We start from the raw sequence: 22,095 nt of genomic DNA on the forward strand, positions 1-22,095 counted from the left end.
GGTATTGGATTGGCAGGTGCTTTAATCTAAATACTGTAAATATAAACAGATAAGGAAGCATTCATGACGGCACAACAGCCTGTCAATCAACAAGATTTTTCGCTTGTTGAGCAATTCTTAGATGCGATGTGGATGGAGCGTGGTCTATCAGAGAACACGTTGGCTTCCTACCGAAACGATTTAATGAAGCTGCTCGTGTGGATGGAAAAACATCGATACCGTCTTGATTTTATCAGTTTGTCTGGCTTGCAAGAATATCAAAGCCACCTTGTAGACTTAGATTACAAACAGACGTCCCGTGCGCGTATGTTGTCGGCTATTCGTCGTTTATTTCAATACCTGCATCGTGAGAAGGTGCGTGCTGATGACCCGAGTGCGCTCTTGGTTAGCCCTAAACTGCCACAACGTTTACCCAAAGATATTAGTGAAGAGCAAGTGGACGCGTTGCTCGAAGCGCCAGACCCGAATGACCCTATAGAATTGCGCGATAAAGCGATGCTAGAGCTACTCTACGCGACAGGGTTGCGTGTGACAGAGCTCGTCAGTTTGACCATGGAAAATGTTAGCTTGCGCCAAGGGGTGGTGCGCGTGACTGGTAAAGGTGGTAAAGAACGCCTGGTTCCTATGGGGGAAAACGCGGTCGATTGGATCGAGACGTTCATTCAACAAGGGCGCCCTGCGTTACTTGGTGATACATCATCTGATATTGTTTTTCCTAGTAAACGCGCAAGACAAATGACTCGTCAGACGTTTTGGCACCGTATTAAGTACTATGCTTTGATAGCAGGGATTGACACGGATCAGCTGTCGCCGCACGTACTGCGTCATGCCTTTGCCACGCATTTATTGAACTATGGCGCAGATCTCAGGGTCGTACAGATGCTTTTAGGACATAGTGACTTATCGACCACGCAAATTTATACTCACGTGGCGACTGAACGATTGAAGCAGATCCACAGTCAACACCACCCAAGAGCATAACAATGGTTAGATTCATCCATGTCTTCTTGGAAAAACGATTTTACATTAAGGTGAATTTCATGAGCGTATTACGCCGACTAACTCTGCTGACTTTACCATTTTTTGTTACCGCTTGTGGTGCAGAAGAAAGTCAGGCTCAAACGGAGACTCCTGCGCAACAAGTGGCGCCAGCTGCACAAAGCGGCTTTGATGAAGCAGCATTAAAAACTAAGTTCTCAAAGCTTGGTTTATCTATCGTTGATATTCAACCATCAGACGTCGCTGGCTTATTGGAAATTCAAACCAATGGCGGGATCCTGTTTGCTTCAAATGATGGTAGCCATTTTATCGCCGGTACGCTTTATGCCATTAATGATGATGGCAGTTACAAAGATGTCATAGCAGAGCGTCAAGCGCCGCTTAACGCCGAGAAAATTGCGCAGTTCTCCGATAGCATGATCGAATACAAAGCCGACGATGAAAAGTACGTTGTGACCGTATTCACCGATATCACCTGTGGTTACTGTGTGCGTCTGCATAGCCAAATGCAAGGCTATAATGATCTAGGTATTACAGTGCGTTACATGGCTTACCCTCGCCAAGGTGCAACTGGCCCTGTAGCGGAGCAAATGGCAACGATTTGGTGTGCTGAAGATCCGGCGTCGGCAATGCACAACGCGAAAGTGAATCGTACATTTGATAACCCTGCGAAAGACTTGAAACAGTGTAAAGAAACCATCCAGGCGCATTACAATCTAGGTCGCCAATTGGGTATTTCTGGTACGCCAGCAATCTTCTTACCGAATGGCGAAATGGTTGGTGGCTACCTACCACCTGCAGAGCTATTGAAACGTTTAAAGCAACTATAATCCATTAGGAGCAGAGCCGGCAAAGTTGTCGGCTCTTTTAAGCATGATAGAAATTCAACGACGTCCTGAACCTGATCTTTCCCTTCTTCCTGATTCCATTCCTCCGATTCTTAAACGTATCTACATCAACCGTGGGATAACGGATCTTTCACAATTAGAAACGTCGGCCCGTGGGTTGCATTCATATCAAAAACTCGGGGGGATTGAGCAAGCTGTCGATCTTTTGTTTCAGGCGATAAAAGAACAAAAACGCATCATCGTTGTCGGTGATTTTGACGCTGATGGCGCGACAAGCTCAGCATTATCAGTGCTCGCGCTACGTATGCTTGGTAGTCACAATGTGGATTACCTAGTGCCAAATCGTTTTGAAGACGGTTATGGGTTAAGCCCAGAAGTCGTTGACCAAGCCTTAGAGCTTGGCGCTGAGATGATCATGACGGTGGATAACGGCGTCTCATCAATCGAAGGCGTGCGTTACGCAAAAGAAAATGGCATTACTGTGCTTGTTACCGATCACCACTTGCCAGGACAAGTGTTGCCTGATGTGGATGCAATGGTGAACCCAAACCTTGAGAGCTGTAGCTTTCCATCTAAAGCGCTTGCGGGTGTAGGGGTCGCGTTTTATCTCATGATGGCACTATGCGTTCATATGCGAAAACACAATTGGTTTGCAGAACAGGGGATGCAAGAGCCCAAATTGATGGAACTGATTGACCTTGTTGCACTGGGTACCGTCGCCGACGTCGTTCCATTGGATGAAAACAACCGCATTCTTGTACACCAAGGCTTGCAACGTATTCGTGCTGGCAAAGCGCGTCCCGGCATCCAAGCATTAATTGAGGTCGCGAAGCGCGATGCGCGTCGTTTAGTTGCGTCTGACTTTGGCTTTGCTTTAGGTCCACGTATTAACGCTGCAGGTCGTCTTGATGACATGTCTTTCGGTGTTGAACTATTGATGTGTAACAACATCCACGCTGCTCGTCGCATGGCAAGTGAATTGGATGGCTTGAACCAAACTCGTAAAGAGATTGAAGAAGGCATGAAGCAAGAAGCGATGGCTTTCTGTGAGCGCCTTCAGTTTGGTGAAGGCAATGAGCTTCCTTATGGCTTAGCCTTATTCCAGCGTGATTGGCACCAAGGTGTGATTGGTATTTTGGCTTCGCGCATTAAAGAGAAGTTTCACCGTCCAGTCATTGCATTTGCTGATGGCGGAGAAGGGACGATTAAAGGCTCGTGTCGTTCTATTCCGGGGCTACACATGCGCGATGCGTTGGATTTCATCGACACACAAAACCCGGGTTTGATCATCAAGTTTGGTGGACACGCCATGGCAGCAGGCTTAACGATTAAAGAGCAGGATTTTGAGCGTTTCAGTCGTTTGTTTGATGAAGTGGTAAAAAAGGAACTCGATGAAGCGGCGCTAAAAGGCGTGATCATGTCAGATGGTGAACTTAAGCCGGAAGAGTTCTCTATGCATGTTGCTGAACAGCTGCGATCGGGTGGCCCTTTTGGACAAGCCTTCCCTGAACCAATCTTTGATGGTGAGTTTAAAGTACTGCATCAAAAGCTGGTGGGTGAGAAGCATCTTAAATTGATGTTAGAGCCGCTTTATAAAGGTCACCCTACCAATGTGATGATCGACGGCATTGCATTCAATGTTGATCTACGCCGATGGCCAGATGCATCGGTTAAAACAGTACGTCTCGCGTATAAGCTGGATGTGAATGAATTTCGTGGTAATCAATCATTGCAATTGATGATCGACCATATCGAAGCTAAGTAATACCTAGATTAACCTTTCTTATAGAGTACGGTTGCCCCTAAGTGGGCGTAAAATTTTATGACCGTGCTCTCTCTCACCGCAATCTGATTTCTCATCCGAAATTTTCCTGTATCTCGGTCACATTTTTCAGTAGAATTTCTCGGTTAAATTCTATTCTAAAATGTTGAGTAAACATGTTTGAAATCAATCCAATTAAAAACCGTCTGCAGGACGTGTCTCAGCGCACAAATGTCCTGAGGGGGTATCTTTGACTATGACGCGAAGAAAGAGCGTCTAGAAGAAGTCAACGCAGAACTTGAACAACCAGATGTATGGAACGAACCTGAGCGTGCGCAAGCACTGGGTAAAGAGCGTGCATCACTAGAAGCGGTTGTTGAAACCATTGATCAACTAGAGCAAGGTGTGGAAGATGTAGAAGGTCTTCTTGAGCTGGCTGTAGAAGAAGAAGATCAAGAAACATTTGACGAAATTGAACCAGAACTTGCTGAGTTGGAAGAGAAGTTAGAAAAGCTTGAATTCCGTCGTATGTTCTCTGGCGACCACGATAGCTCTGATTGTTACATCGATTTGCAAGCTGGCTCTGGTGGTACAGAAGCACAAGACTGGACTAACATGCTGCTGCGTATGTACCTACGTTGGGCAGAAGCGAAGGGCTTCAAAGCTGAAGTGATTGAAGTCTCTGAAGGTGAAGTCGCGGGTCTTAAGTCGGCAACAGTTCGCATCTCTGGTGAGTATGCGTACGGTTGGTTACGCACTGAAACGGGCGTTCATCGTCTTGTTCGTAAATCTCCGTTCGATTCAGGCGGTCGTCGCCATACGTCATTTGCTTCTGCGTTCATCTATCCAGAGATTGATGAAAACATCGACATCGACATTAATCCTTCCGACCTACGTATTGACGTTTACCGTGCGTCAGGCGCAGGTGGTCAGCACGTAAACACCACAGAATCTGCGGTACGTATTACGCACGTACCTACGAACACAGTGGTTCAGTGTCAGAATGACCGTTCTCAACATAAGAACAAAGATCAGGCAATGAAACAGCTTCGAGCGAAGCTATTTGAGCTTGAATTGCAAAAGCAAAATGCGGAAAAACAAGCTAATGAAGACGCTAAGTCTGACATTGGCTGGGGTAGCCAGATCCGTTCTTACGTATTGGATGACTCACGTATTAAGGACCTCCGTACGGGCATTGAGAACCGTAATACTCAAGCGGTTCTTGATGGCGATCTGGACAAATTTATTGAAGCTAGCCTGAAATCAGGTCTATAAAGCTTTTCACCGACAAAAACAGGATACATCGAAAATGACTGATGCTGTTCAAAACGAAACTGTACTAGAAGAAAATAAGCTGATTGCTGAACGCCGCGCTAAACTGGATGCAATCCGAAAGAGCTGCAAAGCGAACGGCCATCCAAACGACTTCCGTCGTGACGCACTAGCGGGCGACCTTCAGAAAGAGTTCGGTGAAAAGACGAAGGAAGAGCTAGAAGAGCTTAACCACGTAGTAGCAATCGCTGGCCGTATCATGGCTAAACGTGGTCCATTCTTGGTAATTCAAGAAACTTCTGGCCGTATCCAAGCTTACGCTGACAAAGCGGTTCAAAAAGTACTTAAAGAAAAATACCAAGGTCTAGATATCGGTGACATCATCGGTGTTAAAGGTGCACTTCATAAGTCTGGTAAAGGTGACCTATACGTGAACATGGAAGAGTACGAGTTGCTAACCAAAGCACTACGTCCACTTCCAGAGAAGTTCCACGGTCTAACTGACCAAGAGATGCGTTACCGCCAACGTTACGTTGACCTGATCGTTAACGAAGACTCTCGTCAAGCGTTTGTAGTACGTTCTAAAGTAATGTCTGCAATCCGCAACTTCATGATCTCTAAGCAGTTCATGGAAGTTGAAACGCCAATGATGCACGTTATCCCTGGCGGTGCGAGTGCGCGTCCATTTATCACGCACCACAACGCACTAGACATGCCAATGTACCTACGTATCGCGCCAGAGCTATACCTGAAGCGTCTAGTTGTTGGTGGTTTTGATCGCGTATTCGAAATCAACCGTAACTTCCGTAACGAAGGCCTTTCTCCACGCCACAACCCAGAATTCACAATGATGGAATTCTACATGGCGTACGCAGACTACAAAGATCTGATGGACCTAACTGAAGAACTACTAAGCTCAGTGGCGCAAGAAGTTCTAGGTTCAACGTCAATGCCTTACGGTGATGAAACGGTTGAGTTTGGTGGTACTTACACTCGTATGAGCATGTTCGAAGCAATCAAGCACTACAACCCAGACCACGCGCAAATCCAAGCGCTAACAGAAGAAGACCTACAAAACCGTGATCTAATGGTTTCTATCGCGAAATCTGTTCACGTTGAAGTAGAACCTTTCTGGACATGTGGTCAGCTTCTTGAAGAGATCTTTGGTGAAACAGCAGAACCTAAGCTAATGCAGCCTACGTTCATCACTGGTTACCCAGCAGATATTTCTCCGTTGGCTCGTCGTAGCGACGATAACCCGTTCTTTACAGACCGCTTTGAGTTCTTTATCGGTGGCCGTGAAGTAGCGAACGGTTTCTCAGAGCTTAACGATGCTGAAGACCAAGATGCACGCTTTAAAGCACAGGTTGAAGCGAAAGAGTCTGGTGACGACGAAGCAATGTTCTACGATGCAGACTACATCACTGCTCTAGAGCACGGCCTACCGCCAACAGCAGGCCAAGGTATCGGTATCGACCGTTTGGTTATGCTACTGACTAACACGCACACTATCCGTGACGTGATCCTATTCCCTGCAATGCGCCCGCAAGCGTAATTCGATAGGATGAGTAAAAAACCACCTTCGGGTGGTTTTTTTTTTGCCTTTTAGTTAAGTTAATTCAAGTTGTTGCATTTGCTTTTTAATGGGATATGCAAATAAACATTCGCCAAATCTCAATCTATTGCATAGTCTTAATACTGAGACAGACGTGAGGGGGCGGAGTCTCGATAATGTTACCCGCTCGCAAAGATAAGTTTGTGGCACAAAATTTCTATTAACAATGAAAAAGGGTTAGAGAATGGCTGGGCAGTTTAAGATGGATTCCATCCCGGGATCGCTTGTGGTAGTTGGCGGTACTTATGAGCCTTGGTTATCGGTACTGGAGCAAGTGGGCTGGAAGTGTCACCAAGTAGGTGACTTACGCAAAGCTAATACGCTGTTAGAAGATATTGGTCCATGTATCGGTATTGTTGATCTCAGCCATGACGAGTTCAGCTTGAATGGTTTGGCGAACTTAGTCAGCTCTCACAAACACGTACGTTGGTTAGCGTTTATTCGTGAATCTCAGCTTGGCACTGACACCATATGCCAGTTCATTGTTAACTTTTGTATCGATTTTTTCACAGCGCCGATCCCAGATGCACAGTTATTAAGCACAATAGGTCACCAGCTTGGCATGCTTAAGTTGGAGAAAAAAGTTTGGCCTAGTTTTGGTAGCAGTTTAGATATGGGTTTGATCGGTGAATCTATCCCGATGAAACGTTTACGCGATCAAGTGAAGCGCATTGGTCCAACGGACGTCAGTATTCTGATTTCTGGGGAAAGTGGGACTGGTAAAGAGGCGGTTGCTAGGGCCATCCATAAAGTCTCTTCACGCTCTCATAAACCGTTTATGGCAATTAACTGTCGCGCACTCAATGAACAACGTTTCCAAGCTGAAGTATTTGGTATTAACGCCGATGAAGATATGGAAGCATGCCTGCTTGAACAAGCAGATGGCGGCACCGTGTTGTTTAACGACATTCTTACCATTTCAAAAGAGCAGCAAATGAATCTGCTGAGATTCTTGCAAGAAGGCACCATTGATACCAAAGATGGCGTAAAAGCGGTTAACGTGCGTATTCTTGCTGCTAACTCGTCAGATGTTGAAAAAGCTTTGATTGACGGTGACTTCAATGAAGAGCTTTACCATTACATCAACGTTTTGCGCATCAATGTCCCTAGCTTGAAAGAACGTGCGAGTGACATCGCATTGCTGGCTCGTTTCTACTTACAAGAGTTCTCAAAAGAGTACAACTCGCAAGCAAAAAGCTTTTCTGAGGATGCATTCAAGGCACTGACACGTTATTTCTGGCCTGGAAATGTGCGTGAGCTGATGAACCAAGTGAAGCGAGCGGTATTAATGTCCGACAGCGTAATGATTGAAGAGCATCACTTAGATTTACCTCAACGTAATGACTCAAAGCGCAGCTTGAAATCAATCCGAGAGAAGAGTGAACGTGATGCGTTGCTGGTTGTTTTGGAATCTCATTCTGGTCAAGTTTCAAATGCGGCGAAAGAGCTCGGAGTTTCGCGTGCAACCATGTATCGACTACTTAATAAACATAACTTGATTTCCGAACAAGCCATGTAGTTGGCCTTTCCCTGTGTTAAATAGGCGAATAAATACAATAAAAGAGAGTGGCCACAGAGCCGCTCTTTTTATTTTTGTTTGGTTTGATTTATAAAATCCGCAAATTTATATATTCCTCAGGTGAATATGTTATACGTAAAAGTATATGAAACTAAATTGCGGTGTATTGATTTGTTTTTAATCAAAAAGGCAAAAAATGTTTGATATATATCCATCAAAGCTTACAATTTAACCGTAACTCAATGAGTTATACCTTTCATAAACGGATTAATTTTTAGCTAGGAGGCGCAAGATGAAACATTACGTTGTTAACACCACTGCTTGCGCTGATCGTATGCCTATCGCTCCGATAACCCTTAAATCGGATGATACCAATACCACTGGCTCACAAGATAAAAATTAATCCGTAACCTATCATATTTATTACTAGGCTGCGGAAAAGTAGCGGCTTAGTATCAACAGAATATTTCTGTTCATTTTACGCACTATTTTTCCCAGTCGAATACATCGATAATCGGAGAAAATATTATGCGTCACTCTATTTACCTACAATTGGCCACTTTGCTATTGAAAGCAGACCTTAAACGCGAAGAAAAGCAATGGCAGCGCACCATACGCCGAACTGCTCATGATATTCCATGGACGAATGTTCATCTATTGAGAGATATTGGTTTAGATCGCGATGGTCGTTCTACACGTGCCAATGTTCCGGATGCAGTAAAAGTTGAACGTCGAGTTCGTCACCTTCGTCGAGTCTTAACGTCGCGAATAATGACGTAATCGTTAGCGTGTTGGGCTGACTGAGTTGCTAACGAGTCATTCAACACGCTTAACTTTTTATATGAAGTATGACTTCATTGGATAAACAGCTGATCTTGAAGATCAGCTGTTTTCGTTTGAAGGTGGTACTGTTAAGGGCAAGGATTCGAGTAAGTTGTACCTATTGCTTGAATTTCAGTAAGTAGTTCGTCGCTAAGTTGCAAATCAATACTGTCGATATTGGCTTTTAATTGGTCTAGGTTTGTTGCTCCGATAATGTTAGAAGCAACAAATGGACGCTGATTGACAAACGCGAGCGCCATTTGTGCAGGGTTTAGACCATGCTCTTGAGCTAAATTGACGTAAGCTTCGGTCGCTTTAACACCTTGCGGAGTGAAGTAGCGCGCAAAACGCTCCCACTTAGTGCATCGAGCGCCTTCAGGTTTTGCCCCGTTTAGGTATTTACCACTCAGGCAGCCAAATGCCAAAGGAGAGTAGGCAAGTAACTGAACGCCTTCGTAATGGCTGATTTCAGACAAGCCAACTTCGAAGCTGCGGTTCAATAAGTTATATGGGTTTTGAATGGAGACAATTCTTGGCAAATCGTGTTTTTCTGCCAAACGCAATAGCGACATCACACCCCACGGCGTCTCGTTGGATACGCCGATATAGCGCACTTTACCTGCATTCACTAATTCAGTAAGCGCTTCCAACGTTTCAATTAACGTGACTTCTTCTTGTTTGTCAGGGTATGGGTAGTTGAGTTGACCAAAGCAGTTGGTTTGACGCTGCGGCCAATGTAGTTGGTACAAATCGACATAATCGGTTTGTAGACGATTAAGGCTGTCATCAATTGCTGTATGGATGTGGCGACGATTAAGGCTCATGTTGTCTCTAATGTGAGGAACATTGCGAGGGCCAGCCACTTTTGTTGCCAGTACTACTTTTTCTCTTTTGCCGCTTTTTGCTAACCAATTACCGATGTATTGCTCGGTGAGCCCTTGTGTTTCCGAGTTTGGCGGTACAGGGTACATCTCTGCGGTATCGATGAAGTTCACCCCATGATCGAGGGCAAAGTCGAGCTGTTCAAAGGCGTCCTTTTCTGTGTTTTGCTCGCCAAACGTCATAGTGCCGAGGCAGATTTTACTAATCTCAAGTGATGAGTGCGGTAGTTTTGTGTATTGCATATCACGTCCTTGAAGAGTTACCGACTAAATAAGTGACTCCAATATAGGGGATTTTTAGCCGCAATCGCAAATGATTTACGTATAAAGGAAGAGCAAACTCGAAAGCTACAGTTAGCCTAACTACACTTAAATGATCGTGTGAAGGAGGTATGTTATGCAGAAGCATCAATTGGACATGTGGCTACATGGTCCACATAAAGATACTTATAAAACTCCCAAAGTATTTGTGATTGGGTGTTCTGATGTCTCTGACTATCTTTTAGCTGTGGAGTACAAGCATCAACTTGAGCCGATTAAAGACGGTGAAGACCCGATACATTTTGGCTCTCTAGACTTAGTAAAAGAAGAACTATTGAGGCTAGGGGTCGATAAAGCGTATTTAAGGCTGCGCAATGCGTATGACGAATGTGGCACTGACGAGGCAGCCTCGTACTGCGATATTGAGTTATCGCTCGTGACGCACTAAATAGCTGATATGGTTTTATTTTGGTTGAGTGTTAATGTAGTGCTTGAGTAAGATCTGTTCAGTAAACTGTGTTCTAAGGTAAAAGCCTCGGGGCAGAGTTTTCATCGGCTTACCATTTGAGTTGTATGCTTCGGTGAGCGCTTTTGCATTTGCGGCTTTAGGGCGAAGATGCAGCGCTTCTCCGTGTCTGGCGGAAATTTGATCAAATCTTCCCAAGACGATCATTTCCATTAACTCTTCCCAGTCATTTCGCAAAATCCGTTCTTCTTCTTCATCTGGTGACCAAATGAGTGGACTGCCCACACGTCTTTCAGCGAGTGGGATTTCTCGTTCTCCTTCTACGGGTACCCAAAGCACACGAGATAGCTTGTTTCGAACATGACTTGTTTCCCATGTAAGACCATGAACACCAGTGAGGGGAGCCACAGAAACAAAGGTTGTTTCTAAAGGTTTGCCAGAATAACTGATTGGAATACTTTTCAACTCGATCCCTAGTTTTGCGAAATCTTGTTGAGGTTTACTGCCAGCTGGAGCGCCCAAGTGCCATTCGAGTAATTGACCCACCCAACCTTTATCACGTTTTAAGTTTTCAGGAACAATCATATTCGCCTCGGCGGCCAACTCAGCAAAACTGAGTCCTGCCATATCATGCGCTCGTTCCAATAGATCTGCTTCTGTTTGTGGTTCTGGTTTCATAGTTACAAGGTGGTATTACAAAAAATATAGTTTATCAAACTCCGACCAAATCTACTGTTTAAGATTTCACCGAGGCGGTGTAAGAACGATCAATTCATAACTTATCCACAGGTGGAGGAGGTATTGATAAGATCCTGACGAGGTCTGTATGAATAAACAGGGGTTAAAATGCATTTTTGGGGTTGATTTTGTTGTAATCATCTAAACGAATAGCAGGTGAGTGTGGATAAATAGCCTGTTGGTGGATCTTTGACCGATCTGAGTTTGGTGAAAAGATCATCAAGAAACTGAAGATCGAATTATCGTTATTTTTAAAAATAAATGCTTTTTTATCAATATGTTATGTTTGTTTTTTTGTTTCTTCATTTGTTTTGCTTTTGATGGGATTGAACTGAATTACTCATTTGAATTGAATTCTTCACAAAGTTATTCACAGAAAAGGTGAATAAATGTGGGCAATGTCTCACTCTTGTGTTGATAAGGTATGGTTTGATTAAAAGATATCCAAAAATGGTGAAAAGGTAATAAATCTTGCTCATATCACATCAGTAAGTTTGCTAGTAATGGGGATATGTGGAAAAATCACGGTAATAAAAAATTTATTCATAGAGGTTAGCCAGTGATAGATGGCGATGGTTACCGACTTAATGTTGGTATTGTGATATGTAATAACCATGGTCAGGTCTTCTGGGCTAAACGATACGGGCAACACTCATGGCAATTTCCACAAGGTGGGATTGACGAAGGTGAAACCCCTGAACAAGCCATGTTCAGGGAGTTATACGAAGAAGTCGGTTTAACGAAAAAAGACGTTAAGATCATTGCAACAAGTCGTCATTGGTTAAGATATAAGCTACCAAAGCGATTGGTGCGTTGGGACTCCAAGCCTGTTTGTATCGGCCAAAAACAGAAATGGTTTCTGCTGAGATTAGAATGCGATGAGTCTCGCATTAATATGCAACGCGGAAAATCCCCTGAATTTGATGGTTGGCGCTGGGTAAGTTACTGGTATCCAGTTAGGCAAGTTGTTTCTTTCAAGCGAGATGTTTATCGACGAGCGATGAAAGAATTTGCATCCTTAGCCATGCCTTTTCGAGAGAGAAAAGCGAAAGGGAAAAGAAAAAAGCAACGTAGAGGATAATCATGCTCAGTCAGCTAAGGGAAATAGTTGAGAAAGTCTCCAGGGTCGATGATGTGCATCTGGCACTCGATATATTGGTGAAAGAGACTTGTGCTGCCCTTAGTACTGAGTGCTGTACTATCTATCTTGCTAATGAAGAAATGCAGCGCCTTGAGTTAATGGCAACTCAAGGCCTTATTTTTGAAGGTGATAGTATTCATATCAACTTCAATGAAGGCTTGGTTGGGTTGGTAAAACGAAGCGCTGAACCCCTTAACCTTGCCGAAGCCTCAAAACACCCCGAGTTCAAATTCTTTCCTCAACTCGGCGAACAGATTTACCACTCTTTTTTAGCTACTCCAATCATTCATCGTAAACAAGTTTTAGGTGTGTTGGTGATCCAACAAAAAACGCCGCGCTTGTTTAGTGAAATGGAAGAATCGTTTCTTGTTACTTTATCCGCTCAGTTAGCGGTGCTCATTGCACATGCGCAGAATCTTGGGCATTGGCAGTTAGCATCTAAACCCACGGTATTAAAAGGTTTGCCTGCGTCTACTGGTGTCGCGATTGGAGAGTTTTGGTTCGACAATACCCAGCCGAGTTTATCGGATATTTTCCCTTCGTCCACGTTAGATAAGGAACGCGAGCACGAGACACTACTGGTGGCCATAGAGCGAGCGTTAAATGACTTTCGCCGTATGCGGAAAAAACTGGACAGTGAAATCAACAAAGATGCTCTGGCGATCTTCGATCTGTTTACTCACTTACTGAATGATCCGATGCTTCGCGGTGATTTGAAGAAGCAGATTGAAAAAGGAGACAGGGCAGACTGGGCGTTACGCCAAGTTGTAGAGTCATACTCGAATCGATTTGCCAGAATGTCGGATGTATACATGCGTGAAAGAGCGCAAGATATCCGAGAGTTAGGGCAAAGGCTGCTCTATTTTCTGCACAACAGCGAGCAAGAAAATTCTGCAATTGATCGTCCCATTATTTTGGTGGCGAATGAACTCACTGCCACCTTGCTCGCTTCTGTACCTAAAGAGTTCTTGTTAGCCGTCGTATCATTAGAGGGAGGCGCTAACTCTCACGCTGCCATTTTATCTCGAGCTCTTGGGGTCCCTGCAGTCATGGGCGCCAACATTAATCCGGATGTGGTGAATGGCAAACTCGGGATAGTCGACGGCTATACGGGTGAGATCTTCTTAGAGCCAAACCGCCAGTTGTTGCGAGAGTATCGCAGCTTAGTAAGCGAAGAGTCTGAACTGTTTGCCATGGTAAACCAGGACCTCGCACTCCCTGCGGTTACGCAAGATAATCACCATATCGAAATTATGCTGAATGCGGGACTCAGTGCAGACAGTAATATTGCCATCAACACAGGTGTTGATGGTGTTGGGTTGTACCGAACTGAGATTGCATTTTTACTTCAGCATCACTTTCCTTCGGAAGATGAGCAGTATCATCAATACCAAGCAATACTTAACAGCTATCCGAATCAACGAGTAGTGATGCGTACTTTGGATATTGGTGGTGACAAACCTTTGCCGTATTTGCCCATTGAAGAAGATAATCCGTTTCTAGGCTGGCGTGGCATTCGTTTTACATTGGATCATCCAGACATTTTCTTGATCCAGCTGCGTGCAATGTTAAGAGCGAGTGCAGAAAGCGGAAACTTAAGTATCTTATTGCCAATGGTGTCAGGGGTAAAAGAGCTAGACGATGCCATTAGCTTGATTAATCAAGCTCACAGTGAAGCCGTTTTGCTTGATGATAGAATTCAATTCCCACAAATTGGGGTCATGATTGAAGTACCATCGATGGTGTATCTGTTGCCAACGATTGCTCACCGTGTTGATTTTGTTTCTGTCGGGACAAACGATTTAACTCAGTATTTATTAGCGGTAGATAGGAACAATTCGCGCGTAGCGGATGTCTATGAATCTATGCATCCTGCGGTACTGTTAGCGCTTAAGCAAATCCATGAGGTGTGTGATAAATATCAGGTGCCCGTGTGTATTTGTGGTGAGCTAGCGGGTGATCCATTTGGCGCTCTTCTCTTACTTGGGTTAGGGTATACCAGTTTGAGTATGAACACCTCCAATGTGGCTAAGGTGAAATATTTGATTCGTCATAGCCAACAAGAAGAATTAGAAAAATTAGCGGAGCAAGCAATGACAAAATCCTATGGGGAGGACATTCATCAAATGATGCATGACTTTTTCATTCAACAGGGCTTTGCGGGCTTTATCCGTGCAGGTAAAAAGTAGGAAATCGTGACCGTCTCTTTATTTTTGTTATTGTTGGCGCTAGGCGCTTTTGTGGGTGTGATGGCGGGGTTACTCGGTATCGGTGGTGGTTTGATTGTTGTTCCTGCCTTGTTGTATTTGCTTCCTCTTGCTGGGATCTCTCCAGAAATGAGTATGCACATGGCCTTAGCCACTTCGTTAGCGAGTATTATTGTCACGTCTGGCTCATCGGCGATGAATCACCTTAAGCTCGGCAATGTCGATATGTTTGTCGTAAAATGGTTGATGCCTGGTGTGGTCATTGGTGGCTTTGTTGGTGCCAATATTGCTGAGTGGATCCCTACACACTATTTGCCGAAAGTGTTTGGTGTCATTGTTCTTTGCCTGTCAGTACAAATGTTTCGTTCCATTAAAGTTACGAGCAGTAAACCTATGCCGAGCAGCCCTGTGACTGTAGTTTACGGCACGGGAATTGGTGTCGTATCAAGCCTTGCTGGTATTGGTGGTGGCTCACTGTCGGTACCATTTTTAAATAAACATGGGATAGAGATGCGTAAAGCGGTGGGCTCATCCTCCGTTTGTGGTTGCGTGATTGCTATTTCTGGTATGATCGGCTTCATCTTACATGGCTATAAAGTGGAAGGCTTACCTTCATACAGTATTGGCTATGTTTATCTTCCTGCTTTATTAGCTATTGCTATGGCCTCGATGCTCACAACAAAAGTGGGTGCGAAGCTCGCAACTAACCTTCCAACTGCGGTATTAAAAAAGATATTCGCGGTGTTCTTAATGTTTGTTGCAGCGACCATGCTGCTCTAAGTTTGTACCCAAGTCATTCTCGCTGAACCAAGCATCTAGAGGTTACTTGGGTATATTTATTTTGTTGTGATAAGAAGAGAATGATTTATGTCTCAAGGATATATTGAATTTCCCAATATTGATCCGGTTTTAATCTCTATTGGTCCTGTTTCGGTTCGTTGGTACGGTTTGATGTACCTTGTTGGCTTTATGTTTGCTCTATGGTTAGCGAACCGACGTGCGGATAAGCCTGGAAGTGGTTGGACACGAGAGCAGGTTTCTGATTTGTTGTTCGCAGGCTTCCTTGGCGTGGTTATTGGTGGCCGTGTAGGCTACGTGCTTTTCTACAATTTTGAGCTCTTCCTGGCTGACCCTTTGTATCTATTTAAAGTGTGGACCGGTGGTATGTCTTTCCACGGCGGCTTACTGGGTGTGATTACTGCGATGTTCTGGTATGCACACAAAAACGGGCGAACTTTCTTCGGTGTTGCTGACTTTATCGCGCCGCTTGTGCCATTTGGTTTGGGTATGGGGCGTTTAGGTAACTTCATGAACAGCGAGTTGTGGGGCCGAGTAACGGATGTGCCTTGGGCGATCGTTTTCCCAAATGGCGGTCCACTGCCACGTCATCCATCGCAGCTTTATGAAATGGCGCTTGAAGGTATCGTCCTTTTCTTCATCTTGAATTGGTTCATCAAGAAACCTCGTCCTCTAGGTTCTGTTTCAGGGCTATTTTTAGCTGGATATGGTACATTCCGCTTCTTAGTTGAGTACGTGCGCGAACCAGACGCTCATTTGGGTTTATTCGGTGGCTTTATTTCCATGGGACAGATTTTATCCCTGCCAATGGTGGTTATCGGTGTCCTCATGATGGTTTGGGCATACAAACGTGGTCATTACAAAGACGAATTACCACAAAAGACGAAGTAAGGTATTGGTGTGAAACAGTATTTAGATTTGTGTCAACGCATCGTTGACCAAGGTGTTTGGGTTGAAAATGAGCGTACAGGCAAGCGCTGCCTGACCGTAATCAACGCGGATTTAACCTACGATGTTGCGAACAATCAATTTCCGTTGGTCACCACACGTAAAAGTTTTTGGAAAGCGGCCGTTGCAGAGCTATTAGGGTATATTCGTGGTTACGATAATGCGGAAGATTTTCGTAAGTTGGGCACGAAAACCTGGGATGCCAATGCCAACCTAAATGATGCCTGGTTGAATAACCCATACCGTAAAGGTGAAGACGACATGGGCCGTGTCTATGGGGTTCAAGGGCGCGCCTGGGCGAAACCTGATGGTGGTCATGTTGACCAGCTACGTAAGATAGTGGATGACTTAACGCGTGGTGTTGATGACCGCGGTGAAATCTTGAACTTCTACAATCCGGGTGAGTTCCACATGGGGTGCTTGCGTCCTTGTATGTACAGTCACCATTTTTCATTGCTGGATGATACGCTTTACCTGAATAGTACTCAGCGTTCGTGTGATGTACCGCTTGGCTTAAACTTCAATATGGTTCAAGTTTACGTATTCTTGGCGATTATGGCGCAAATTACGGGCAAGAAACCTGGTCAGGCATTTCATAAAATTGTGAATGCTCACATTTATGAAGACCAGCTTGAACTGATGCGCGATGTTCAGTTGAAGCGTGAGCCATTAAAAGCGCCGACGTTCCATATCAACCCAGAGATTAAATCTCTAGAAGATTTGGAAACTTGGGTCACACTGGATGACTTTTGGGTTGAAGGGTACGAGCATCACGATCCTATTCGTTATCCATTCTCAGTGTAACGAGTATCGTTCTTCAAGATATAGAAAAAGCTCCGAATAGAGCTTTTTTCTTTTTTGTACTTAGAAGGTATTATTTTAGTGCACTGACAATATAACGGTGAATTGGGTTGGTCTGCATCGGTGTGGACAGTGCCGGGCTAATAAACTTAGGTTGAGTGAATATTTCTTTACTCACTAATGAACGGATAAGCTCAAAGTACTTCAGCTCTGTTTTCCCGCACAACAATAGTGAAAAGTCATCGCCCAATTTATCATAGGCATTGAGCACCTCTCGGAATCCTCTAAGATACAAGTAATCCTTCGTTAAACCTCCACCTCGATAGACTCGGGCAGTCGTTGTAAATGCTTGAAGATCAGAAGCTTTATACTGTTCTTTTAATAGCATGAACGTATGGCGGAAATCGCGATCCTTGATCATCGACTCTACTGCCAGAACTCGTAAGGCTAAGGTTCTTAGGCGCTTGATACTGAAATGTCCTGACAGATACTCACATAATATAGCCAGCCCTTCTTGAGTGTTGGTATTGGCAGGACAACCTAAGCTCAGGACTTTTAGCGGTTGTTGACGACCGTTAAGCGTAGTCAGGAGATGTACTCCCATTTCATGATGTGCAAGAGCCTCCAGCTCATCAGTGGTGATGTACGCCGCGTGGTTAATTTTGACTCGAGATCCTGAAACTAGTGCGTTTGCTAACATCCCGTCCAACACCTGTATTTCACATTCATACCCATTGCGTTGAGCAAAATTTTGCATGAAACGTGCTATTGCACGGCTATCGTGCTGAGGTTCTTTTTCTTCTTCTGTAGGAAGGTGCAATATGAAATGGGCGTTGGCAATATCTTTGGCGCTCGGTTCCCCATAATAGCGTAAGGAGTTATAAAGAAACTCTTGCGTGCCTATGGTATTCACTTGATCCAGTTTATCTGCATAAGACTGAATTACATCTGCGTACAGCCTCTGCAATTGGGTGTCTTGAATGTTTTCTAGAGGTAGCTCATATAGACGTCGCTTTGCGCTGTGAGTATCTACATTAGTAATTGAATATTGAAAATTAGGCTCTTGAGAATATTTGTTTTTAATGAAACGTTCTCTTTCTTGAGCATAATTAAGAGGATTCACGCTACTGAGGATATCAATATCAGCAACCAGTTGGGTTAGGTTTTCGTCTATTGCGAGTAGCTGATCAGAAATAGCGTCATTAAGCTGCGTCATGTTGTCGACTCCAAATGAGATAGCTCAGCATAAGCATGCTGATGTGGCTCAAATTATCACCGGACAATCGATTTGAACAGTTTAATTATCATAAAAAAGGCTCCACGATGTGGAGCCTAAACAATAAGCGATGGTATGTCGTTGTTGTTACGTTGTTAGGGCTAGAATCGCACCTGGTAGAATAACGAATACTGACATTAGGTAGCCACCAACAACAGCTTTATTCTTAATAGCCATTTCAGAAATCATCTCAGCGCCTTTAACCGGAATCTCACGTAGGAATGGAATTCCAAAGATAAACAGCGTCGCCATGATGTTAAATACTAAGTGGACTAGAGCGATTTGAAGTGCGAATACTGCGAACTCTCCAGATACCGCTGTCGCTGCTAGTAGTGCCGTAATACAAGTACCAATGTTAGCACCCAGAGTGAAAGGGTAGATATCTCGTACTTTCAACACGCCAGTACCAACCAACGGAACCATTAAACTTGTCGTGGTTGAGGAAGATTGTACTAGAACGGTCACGATTGAGCCTGATACGATGCCGTGAATAGGACCACGACCGATGGCGTTTTTCAAAATTTCACGTGCGCGACCAACCATTAGGCTCTTCATTAATTTACCCATCACTGTGATTGCAACGAAGATAGTCGCAATACCCAAAGCAATAAGCATGACGCCGCCAACAGTATCACCGAAGGTAGAAAGTGGCTCTTTAATTGCGCCTACGACTGGCTTTGTAATTGGTTTAATAAAGTTGAAGCCTTTAATGCTCATATCACCAGTAGCAAGCAGTGGAGAAACAAGCCAGTGAGAAACTTTCTCTAAAATGCCGAACATCATTTCCAACGGAAGGAAAATAGCGACAGCAAGCAAGTTGAAGAAGTCGTGAATGGTTGCACTTGCAAATGCACGTTTGAACTCTTCTTTACAGCGCACGTGGCCAAGAGATACAAGCGTATTGGTCACTGTGGTACCAATGTTAGCACCCATCACCATAGGGATAGCGGTTTCTACAGGTAAGCCACCTGCAACCAAGCCTACAATAATAGACGTTACAGTACTTGAAGACTGAATTAAGGCTGTTGCCACCAAGCCGATCATTAGACCTGCAACTGGGTGTGCGGCAAATTCAAATAGCACCTTAGCTTGATCGCCAGTTGCCCATTTAAAGCCACTACCAACCATAGATACTGCTAGAAGAAGCAGATATAACATGAATGCCAAGTTAGCCCAGCGTAACCAACGAGCTGTGCTCGAAATTGGTGCCACTGTTGAAGTAGCTTGGTTCATCATAATTTTCTCCGTTGACCTTTCAGTTCATTTTTCGGTCTGTAGTTGAATCTGCGGGCGATGTTAGAGAACAAATATTTCAGTAATATTACAGATTTCTTGCTGTGAGAGATTTTTATTGTTCTTTTTGATAATGGCGTAAAAGAAGAAGAAAATTAATTTTTAACTTGTTGATTTTAGTGGTTAAATTTTGATTTCGTTTTGTTTGGTTTTTGCGTTTTTTTTGTAGAGAAAATGCGCCTCAGTTCAACTTTTATGACAGTATTGACTTTATACTTTCGGTAAAACTTATGCTTTTGTAAGGTATTGTATGGTTTTGTCGAGTTTATTGTTTGTCTCTGTCACATTTGGTATAAAAAGTATCACTTTCTTTTCGGGACTCGATCATGTCACATCTAAACTACAACCATCTCTATTATTTCTGGATGGTGTGCAAACAGGGCTCTGTAACTAAGGCGGCTGACGCGCTCTTCCTGACACCGCAAACCGTGACAGGACAGATTAAAGCGCTTGAAGAGCGCATGAAAGGAAAGTTAACCAAGCGCAATGGTCGTACAGTTGAGCCCACTGAGTTAGGTCAGCTTGTGTTTAAGTACGCCGACCGGATGTTCGGTTTGAGCTATGAGATGTTAGATATCGTCAATTACAGCCAGCACTCGAACATTCTATTTGAAGTTGGTGTAGCCGATGCATTATCTAAACGCTTGGTCAGTAAAGTACTGATGACGACCGTCCCGGAAGATAACAGTATTCATTTACGCTGTTATGAATCGACCCACGAACTGCTACTTGAACGCCTTTCTCAGCACAAGCTAGATATGATCCTTTCGGATTGTCCCGTTGATTCTACTCAAAGTCCTGGCCTTTATAGCAAAAAGTTGGGTGAAAGTAGCATGAGCTTTTTTGCTTCTTCTGAAATTGAAAATGTGCGATTCCCTGAGATCTTGGAACAAAAAAAACTTCTGATTCCCGCGAGCCGAACGGCTATGGGGCGTAAAGTTATTCAATGGTTTGATCGTCAAGGCCTTCAACCCAATGTGCTAGGGGAGTTTGATGATGTTGCGTTGATGAAAGCTTTTGCTCGGTACCACGATGATGTGATTTTCTTGGCACCGACCGTATACATGTCGGAGATTGAAGACGACCGAAATTTACAGCTAATTGGCCATGTCGATGGGCTAAAAGAAGAGTACTACGTGATTTTTGCGGAACGAATGATCCAACACCCCGCGGTAAAAAATGTTTGTGATGCTGATTTCAGTCAAATGTTTGAGTAAACCCGTATCGTTGCGTAAATAAATAGATTACTATCAATAAAAATATAATTCTAAATAATATCTAAGTAAGCAAGATACTTGTTTTAGTGAGCAAAACTATTAATTATTGATGGCGCACCAATTAAAATCCTTGGTGGATAATATTGGTGTATCACTAACAACTAAATTAGAGGTTCTAATAATGAAGACTCTGGAAGTGTATCTTGATTTTCTTAGATATATAAATCAGTGCAACACAACAAGCTGGCCAGGGTTGGAATAAGTAAGTTGTAGCTAGAGGTCCAACACATGAATCTACAAGAAATGGAGCAGAACTCCGCAAAAGCCGTCGTGTTGCTCAAAGCGATGGCAAACGAGAGACGCCTACAAATCCTTTGTATGCTGCATAACCAAGAGCTGTCCGTGGGAGAGCTGTGTGCAAAGTTAGAGCTAAGCCAGTCGGCATTATCTCAGCATCTTGCTTGGCTTCGCCGTGATGAGTTAGTCACGACAAGGAAAGAAGCACAAACGGTGTACTACACATTAAAGAGTGATGAAGTGAAAGCGTTAATAAAAACACTGCATAGTCTTTATTGTGCTGAGAGTGCTCAACACTAATTAAATAGTCCTAATATACTGCTCATCTTAGAGTGTGAATCTAACTTGTTGGAATATTTGAGAGTGGCGTTAAACTTTTGATGATAGGGTACTACTCATCGACCAATTTGCTTTGTTCTCAAGTGTTTTAATAGTGCTTTCTAGTTTGAGCGTTATATGGGTAATGAATAAGCTGATGTCTTTAAATGGGACATTCAGAAAAAGAAAAGCTGGCATTGCCAGCTTTTTTATTAAGAAAATTTTGTAGATATAAAAAAACCGACACAAGGTCGGTTTTTTCTTCACTGTAAAATCAGGACTCTATTAAAGAGCTTTGATTTGTGCAGCGAAACGAGACTTATGGCGAGCTGCTTTATTCTTGTGAATAAGGCCTTTAGTTGCCATGCGGTCTAGGATAGGTGTAACTACAGCGAATGCAGCAGTTGCAGCTTCTTTGTCGCCTGCTTCGATAGCAGCAACAGTTTTCTTCATGTAAGTACGCATCATTGAGCGACGGCTAGCATTGTGCTGACGACGTTTCTCAGCTTGGATAGCGCGCTTCTTAGCAGATTTACTATTTGCCAAGGGTCTAACTCCCAAAAACTTAGTTCTGTGACAATTTAAGGGCGAGGAATATCCCTCATTTGCGCTTAAA

20 protein-coding genes are annotated in these 22,095 nt (G+C 43.8%); 15 read left to right on the forward strand and 5 right to left on the reverse strand.

Going from position 1 to position 22,095, the window contains the following annotated elements; all coding sequences use genetic code 11:
• Positions 1-63 precede the first annotated feature (63 nt).
• From xerD to R7093_RS17760, 7 genes are all read left to right on the forward strand, one after another.
• Positions 64-981, forward strand: coding sequence for a site-specific tyrosine recombinase XerD (gene xerD / locus R7093_RS17730; protein WP_005381788.1), 918 nt, complete (start codon positions 64-66; stop codon positions 979-981).
• Positions 982-1,040: 59 nt separating this feature from the next.
• Complete coding sequence (dsbC, locus tag R7093_RS17735; RefSeq protein ID WP_005381786.1) at positions 1,041-1,829, forward strand: bifunctional protein-disulfide isomerase/oxidoreductase DsbC; 789 nt, start codon at positions 1,041-1,043, stop codon at positions 1,827-1,829.
• 43 nt (positions 1,830-1,872) lie between these two features.
• Positions 1,873-3,612 carry a single-stranded-DNA-specific exonuclease RecJ gene (gene recJ, locus R7093_RS17740; protein ID WP_017821504.1) on the forward strand — a complete coding sequence of 580 codons (1,740 nt, stop codon included), beginning with the start codon at positions 1,873-1,875 and terminating at the stop codon, positions 3,610-3,612.
• A 173-nt stretch (positions 3,613-3,785) separates the two neighbouring features.
• A protein-coding gene (gene prfB, locus R7093_RS17745; RefSeq protein WP_100068604.1) for a peptide chain release factor 2 occupies positions 3,786-4,884 on the forward strand; the annotation gives its coding sequence in 2 pieces (ribosomal slippage) (positions 3,786-3,860 and positions 3,862-4,884; 1,098 coding nt in all).
• Between the two features lie 34 nt (positions 4,885-4,918).
• A complete protein-coding gene (lysS, locus tag R7093_RS17750; protein WP_005382861.1) occupies positions 4,919-6,436 on the forward strand; it encodes a lysine--tRNA ligase in 1,518 nt (505 codons plus the stop codon).
• Positions 6,437-6,680: 244 nt separating this feature from the next.
• Positions 6,681-8,015, forward strand: a complete 1,335-nt coding sequence (gene vpsR / locus R7093_RS17755; RefSeq protein ID WP_017635067.1) for a cyclic-di-GMP-binding transcriptional regulator VpsR — start codon at positions 6,681-6,683, stop codon at positions 8,013-8,015.
• A 528-nt stretch (positions 8,016-8,543) separates the two neighbouring features.
• On the forward strand, positions 8,544-8,795 hold the full coding sequence (locus R7093_RS17760; protein ID WP_005381776.1) for a hypothetical protein: 252 nt from the start codon (positions 8,544-8,546) through the stop codon (positions 8,793-8,795).
• 131 nt (positions 8,796-8,926) lie between these two features.
• On the opposite strand, the gene R7093_RS17765 is transcribed toward R7093_RS17760, so the two are convergent.
• Positions 8,927-9,961, reverse strand: coding sequence for an NADP(H)-dependent aldo-keto reductase (locus R7093_RS17765; protein ID WP_005381774.1), 1,035 nt, complete (start codon positions 9,959-9,961; stop codon positions 8,927-8,929).
• Between the two features lie 154 nt (positions 9,962-10,115).
• Here R7093_RS17765 and R7093_RS17770 point away from each other — a divergent pair, with 154 nt between their 5' ends.
• Positions 10,116-10,427 carry a DUF6482 family protein gene (locus R7093_RS17770; RefSeq protein ID WP_149192035.1) on the forward strand — a complete coding sequence of 104 codons (312 nt, stop codon included), beginning with the start codon at positions 10,116-10,118 and terminating at the stop codon, positions 10,425-10,427.
• A 15-nt stretch (positions 10,428-10,442) separates the two neighbouring features.
• Here R7093_RS17770 and mutH read toward each other — a convergent pair whose 3' ends face one another.
• Positions 10,443-11,123, reverse strand: coding sequence for a DNA mismatch repair endonuclease MutH (mutH, locus tag R7093_RS17775; protein WP_318146760.1), 681 nt, complete (start codon positions 11,121-11,123; stop codon positions 10,443-10,445).
• Positions 11,124-11,742: 619 nt separating this feature from the next.
• Between mutH and rppH the strand changes: the two genes are divergently transcribed.
• From rppH to R7093_RS17800, 5 genes are all read left to right on the forward strand, one after another.
• Entirely contained in the window at positions 11,743-12,264 is a 522-nt protein-coding gene (rppH, locus tag R7093_RS17780; protein ID WP_005381953.1) for an RNA pyrophosphohydrolase, read from the forward strand.
• A gap of 2 nt (positions 12,265-12,266) precedes the next feature.
• On the forward strand, positions 12,267-14,513 hold the full coding sequence (ptsP, locus tag R7093_RS17785) for a phosphoenolpyruvate--protein phosphotransferase (RefSeq protein ID WP_054574288.1): 2,247 nt from the start codon (positions 12,267-12,269) through the stop codon (positions 14,511-14,513).
• Between the two features lie 6 nt (positions 14,514-14,519).
• Complete coding sequence (locus R7093_RS17790) at positions 14,520-15,311, forward strand: sulfite exporter TauE/SafE family protein (RefSeq protein ID WP_005385965.1); 792 nt, start codon at positions 14,520-14,522, stop codon at positions 15,309-15,311.
• 87 nt (positions 15,312-15,398) lie between these two features.
• Complete coding sequence (gene lgt, locus R7093_RS17795) at positions 15,399-16,220, forward strand: prolipoprotein diacylglyceryl transferase (RefSeq protein WP_005381948.1); 822 nt, start codon at positions 15,399-15,401, stop codon at positions 16,218-16,220.
• A 9-nt stretch (positions 16,221-16,229) separates the two neighbouring features.
• Positions 16,230-17,081 (forward strand): thymidylate synthase, encoded by an 852-nt coding sequence (locus R7093_RS17800; protein ID WP_005381947.1) that lies wholly within the window; start codon positions 16,230-16,232, stop codon positions 17,079-17,081.
• 70 nt (positions 17,082-17,151) lie between these two features.
• Here R7093_RS17800 and R7093_RS17805 read toward each other — a convergent pair whose 3' ends face one another.
• Positions 17,152-18,294 carry a flavohemoglobin expression-modulating QEGLA motif protein gene (locus tag R7093_RS17805; protein WP_053306894.1) on the reverse strand — a complete coding sequence of 381 codons (1,143 nt, stop codon included), beginning with the start codon at positions 18,292-18,294 and terminating at the stop codon, positions 17,152-17,154.
• Between the two features lie 147 nt (positions 18,295-18,441).
• Positions 18,442-19,587 (reverse strand): Na/Pi symporter, encoded by a 1,146-nt coding sequence (locus R7093_RS17810; protein ID WP_025768431.1) that lies wholly within the window; start codon positions 19,585-19,587, stop codon positions 18,442-18,444.
• Positions 19,588-19,973: 386 nt separating this feature from the next.
• Here R7093_RS17810 and nhaR point away from each other — a divergent pair, with 386 nt between their 5' ends.
• Both nhaR and R7093_RS17820 read left to right on the forward strand, forming a co-directional pair.
• Positions 19,974-20,864, forward strand: a complete 891-nt coding sequence (gene nhaR / locus R7093_RS17815; RefSeq protein ID WP_005381942.1) for a transcriptional activator NhaR — start codon at positions 19,974-19,976, stop codon at positions 20,862-20,864.
• Positions 20,865-21,152: 288 nt separating this feature from the next.
• The gene (locus R7093_RS17820) at positions 21,153-21,461 is read left to right on the forward strand and encodes an ArsR/SmtB family transcription factor (protein ID WP_005381940.1); all 309 of its coding nucleotides are present in this window, start codon (positions 21,153-21,155) and stop codon (positions 21,459-21,461) included.
• Between the two features lie 303 nt (positions 21,462-21,764).
• On the opposite strand, the gene rpsT is transcribed toward R7093_RS17820, so the two are convergent.
• The gene (gene rpsT / locus R7093_RS17825; protein WP_005381938.1) at positions 21,765-22,025 is read right to left on the reverse strand and encodes a 30S ribosomal protein S20; all 261 of its coding nucleotides are present in this window, start codon (positions 22,023-22,025) and stop codon (positions 21,765-21,767) included.
• Positions 22,026-22,095 lie beyond the last annotated feature (70 nt).

The sequence above is a fragment of the Vibrio sp. 1580 genome (genome assembly GCF_033340055.1).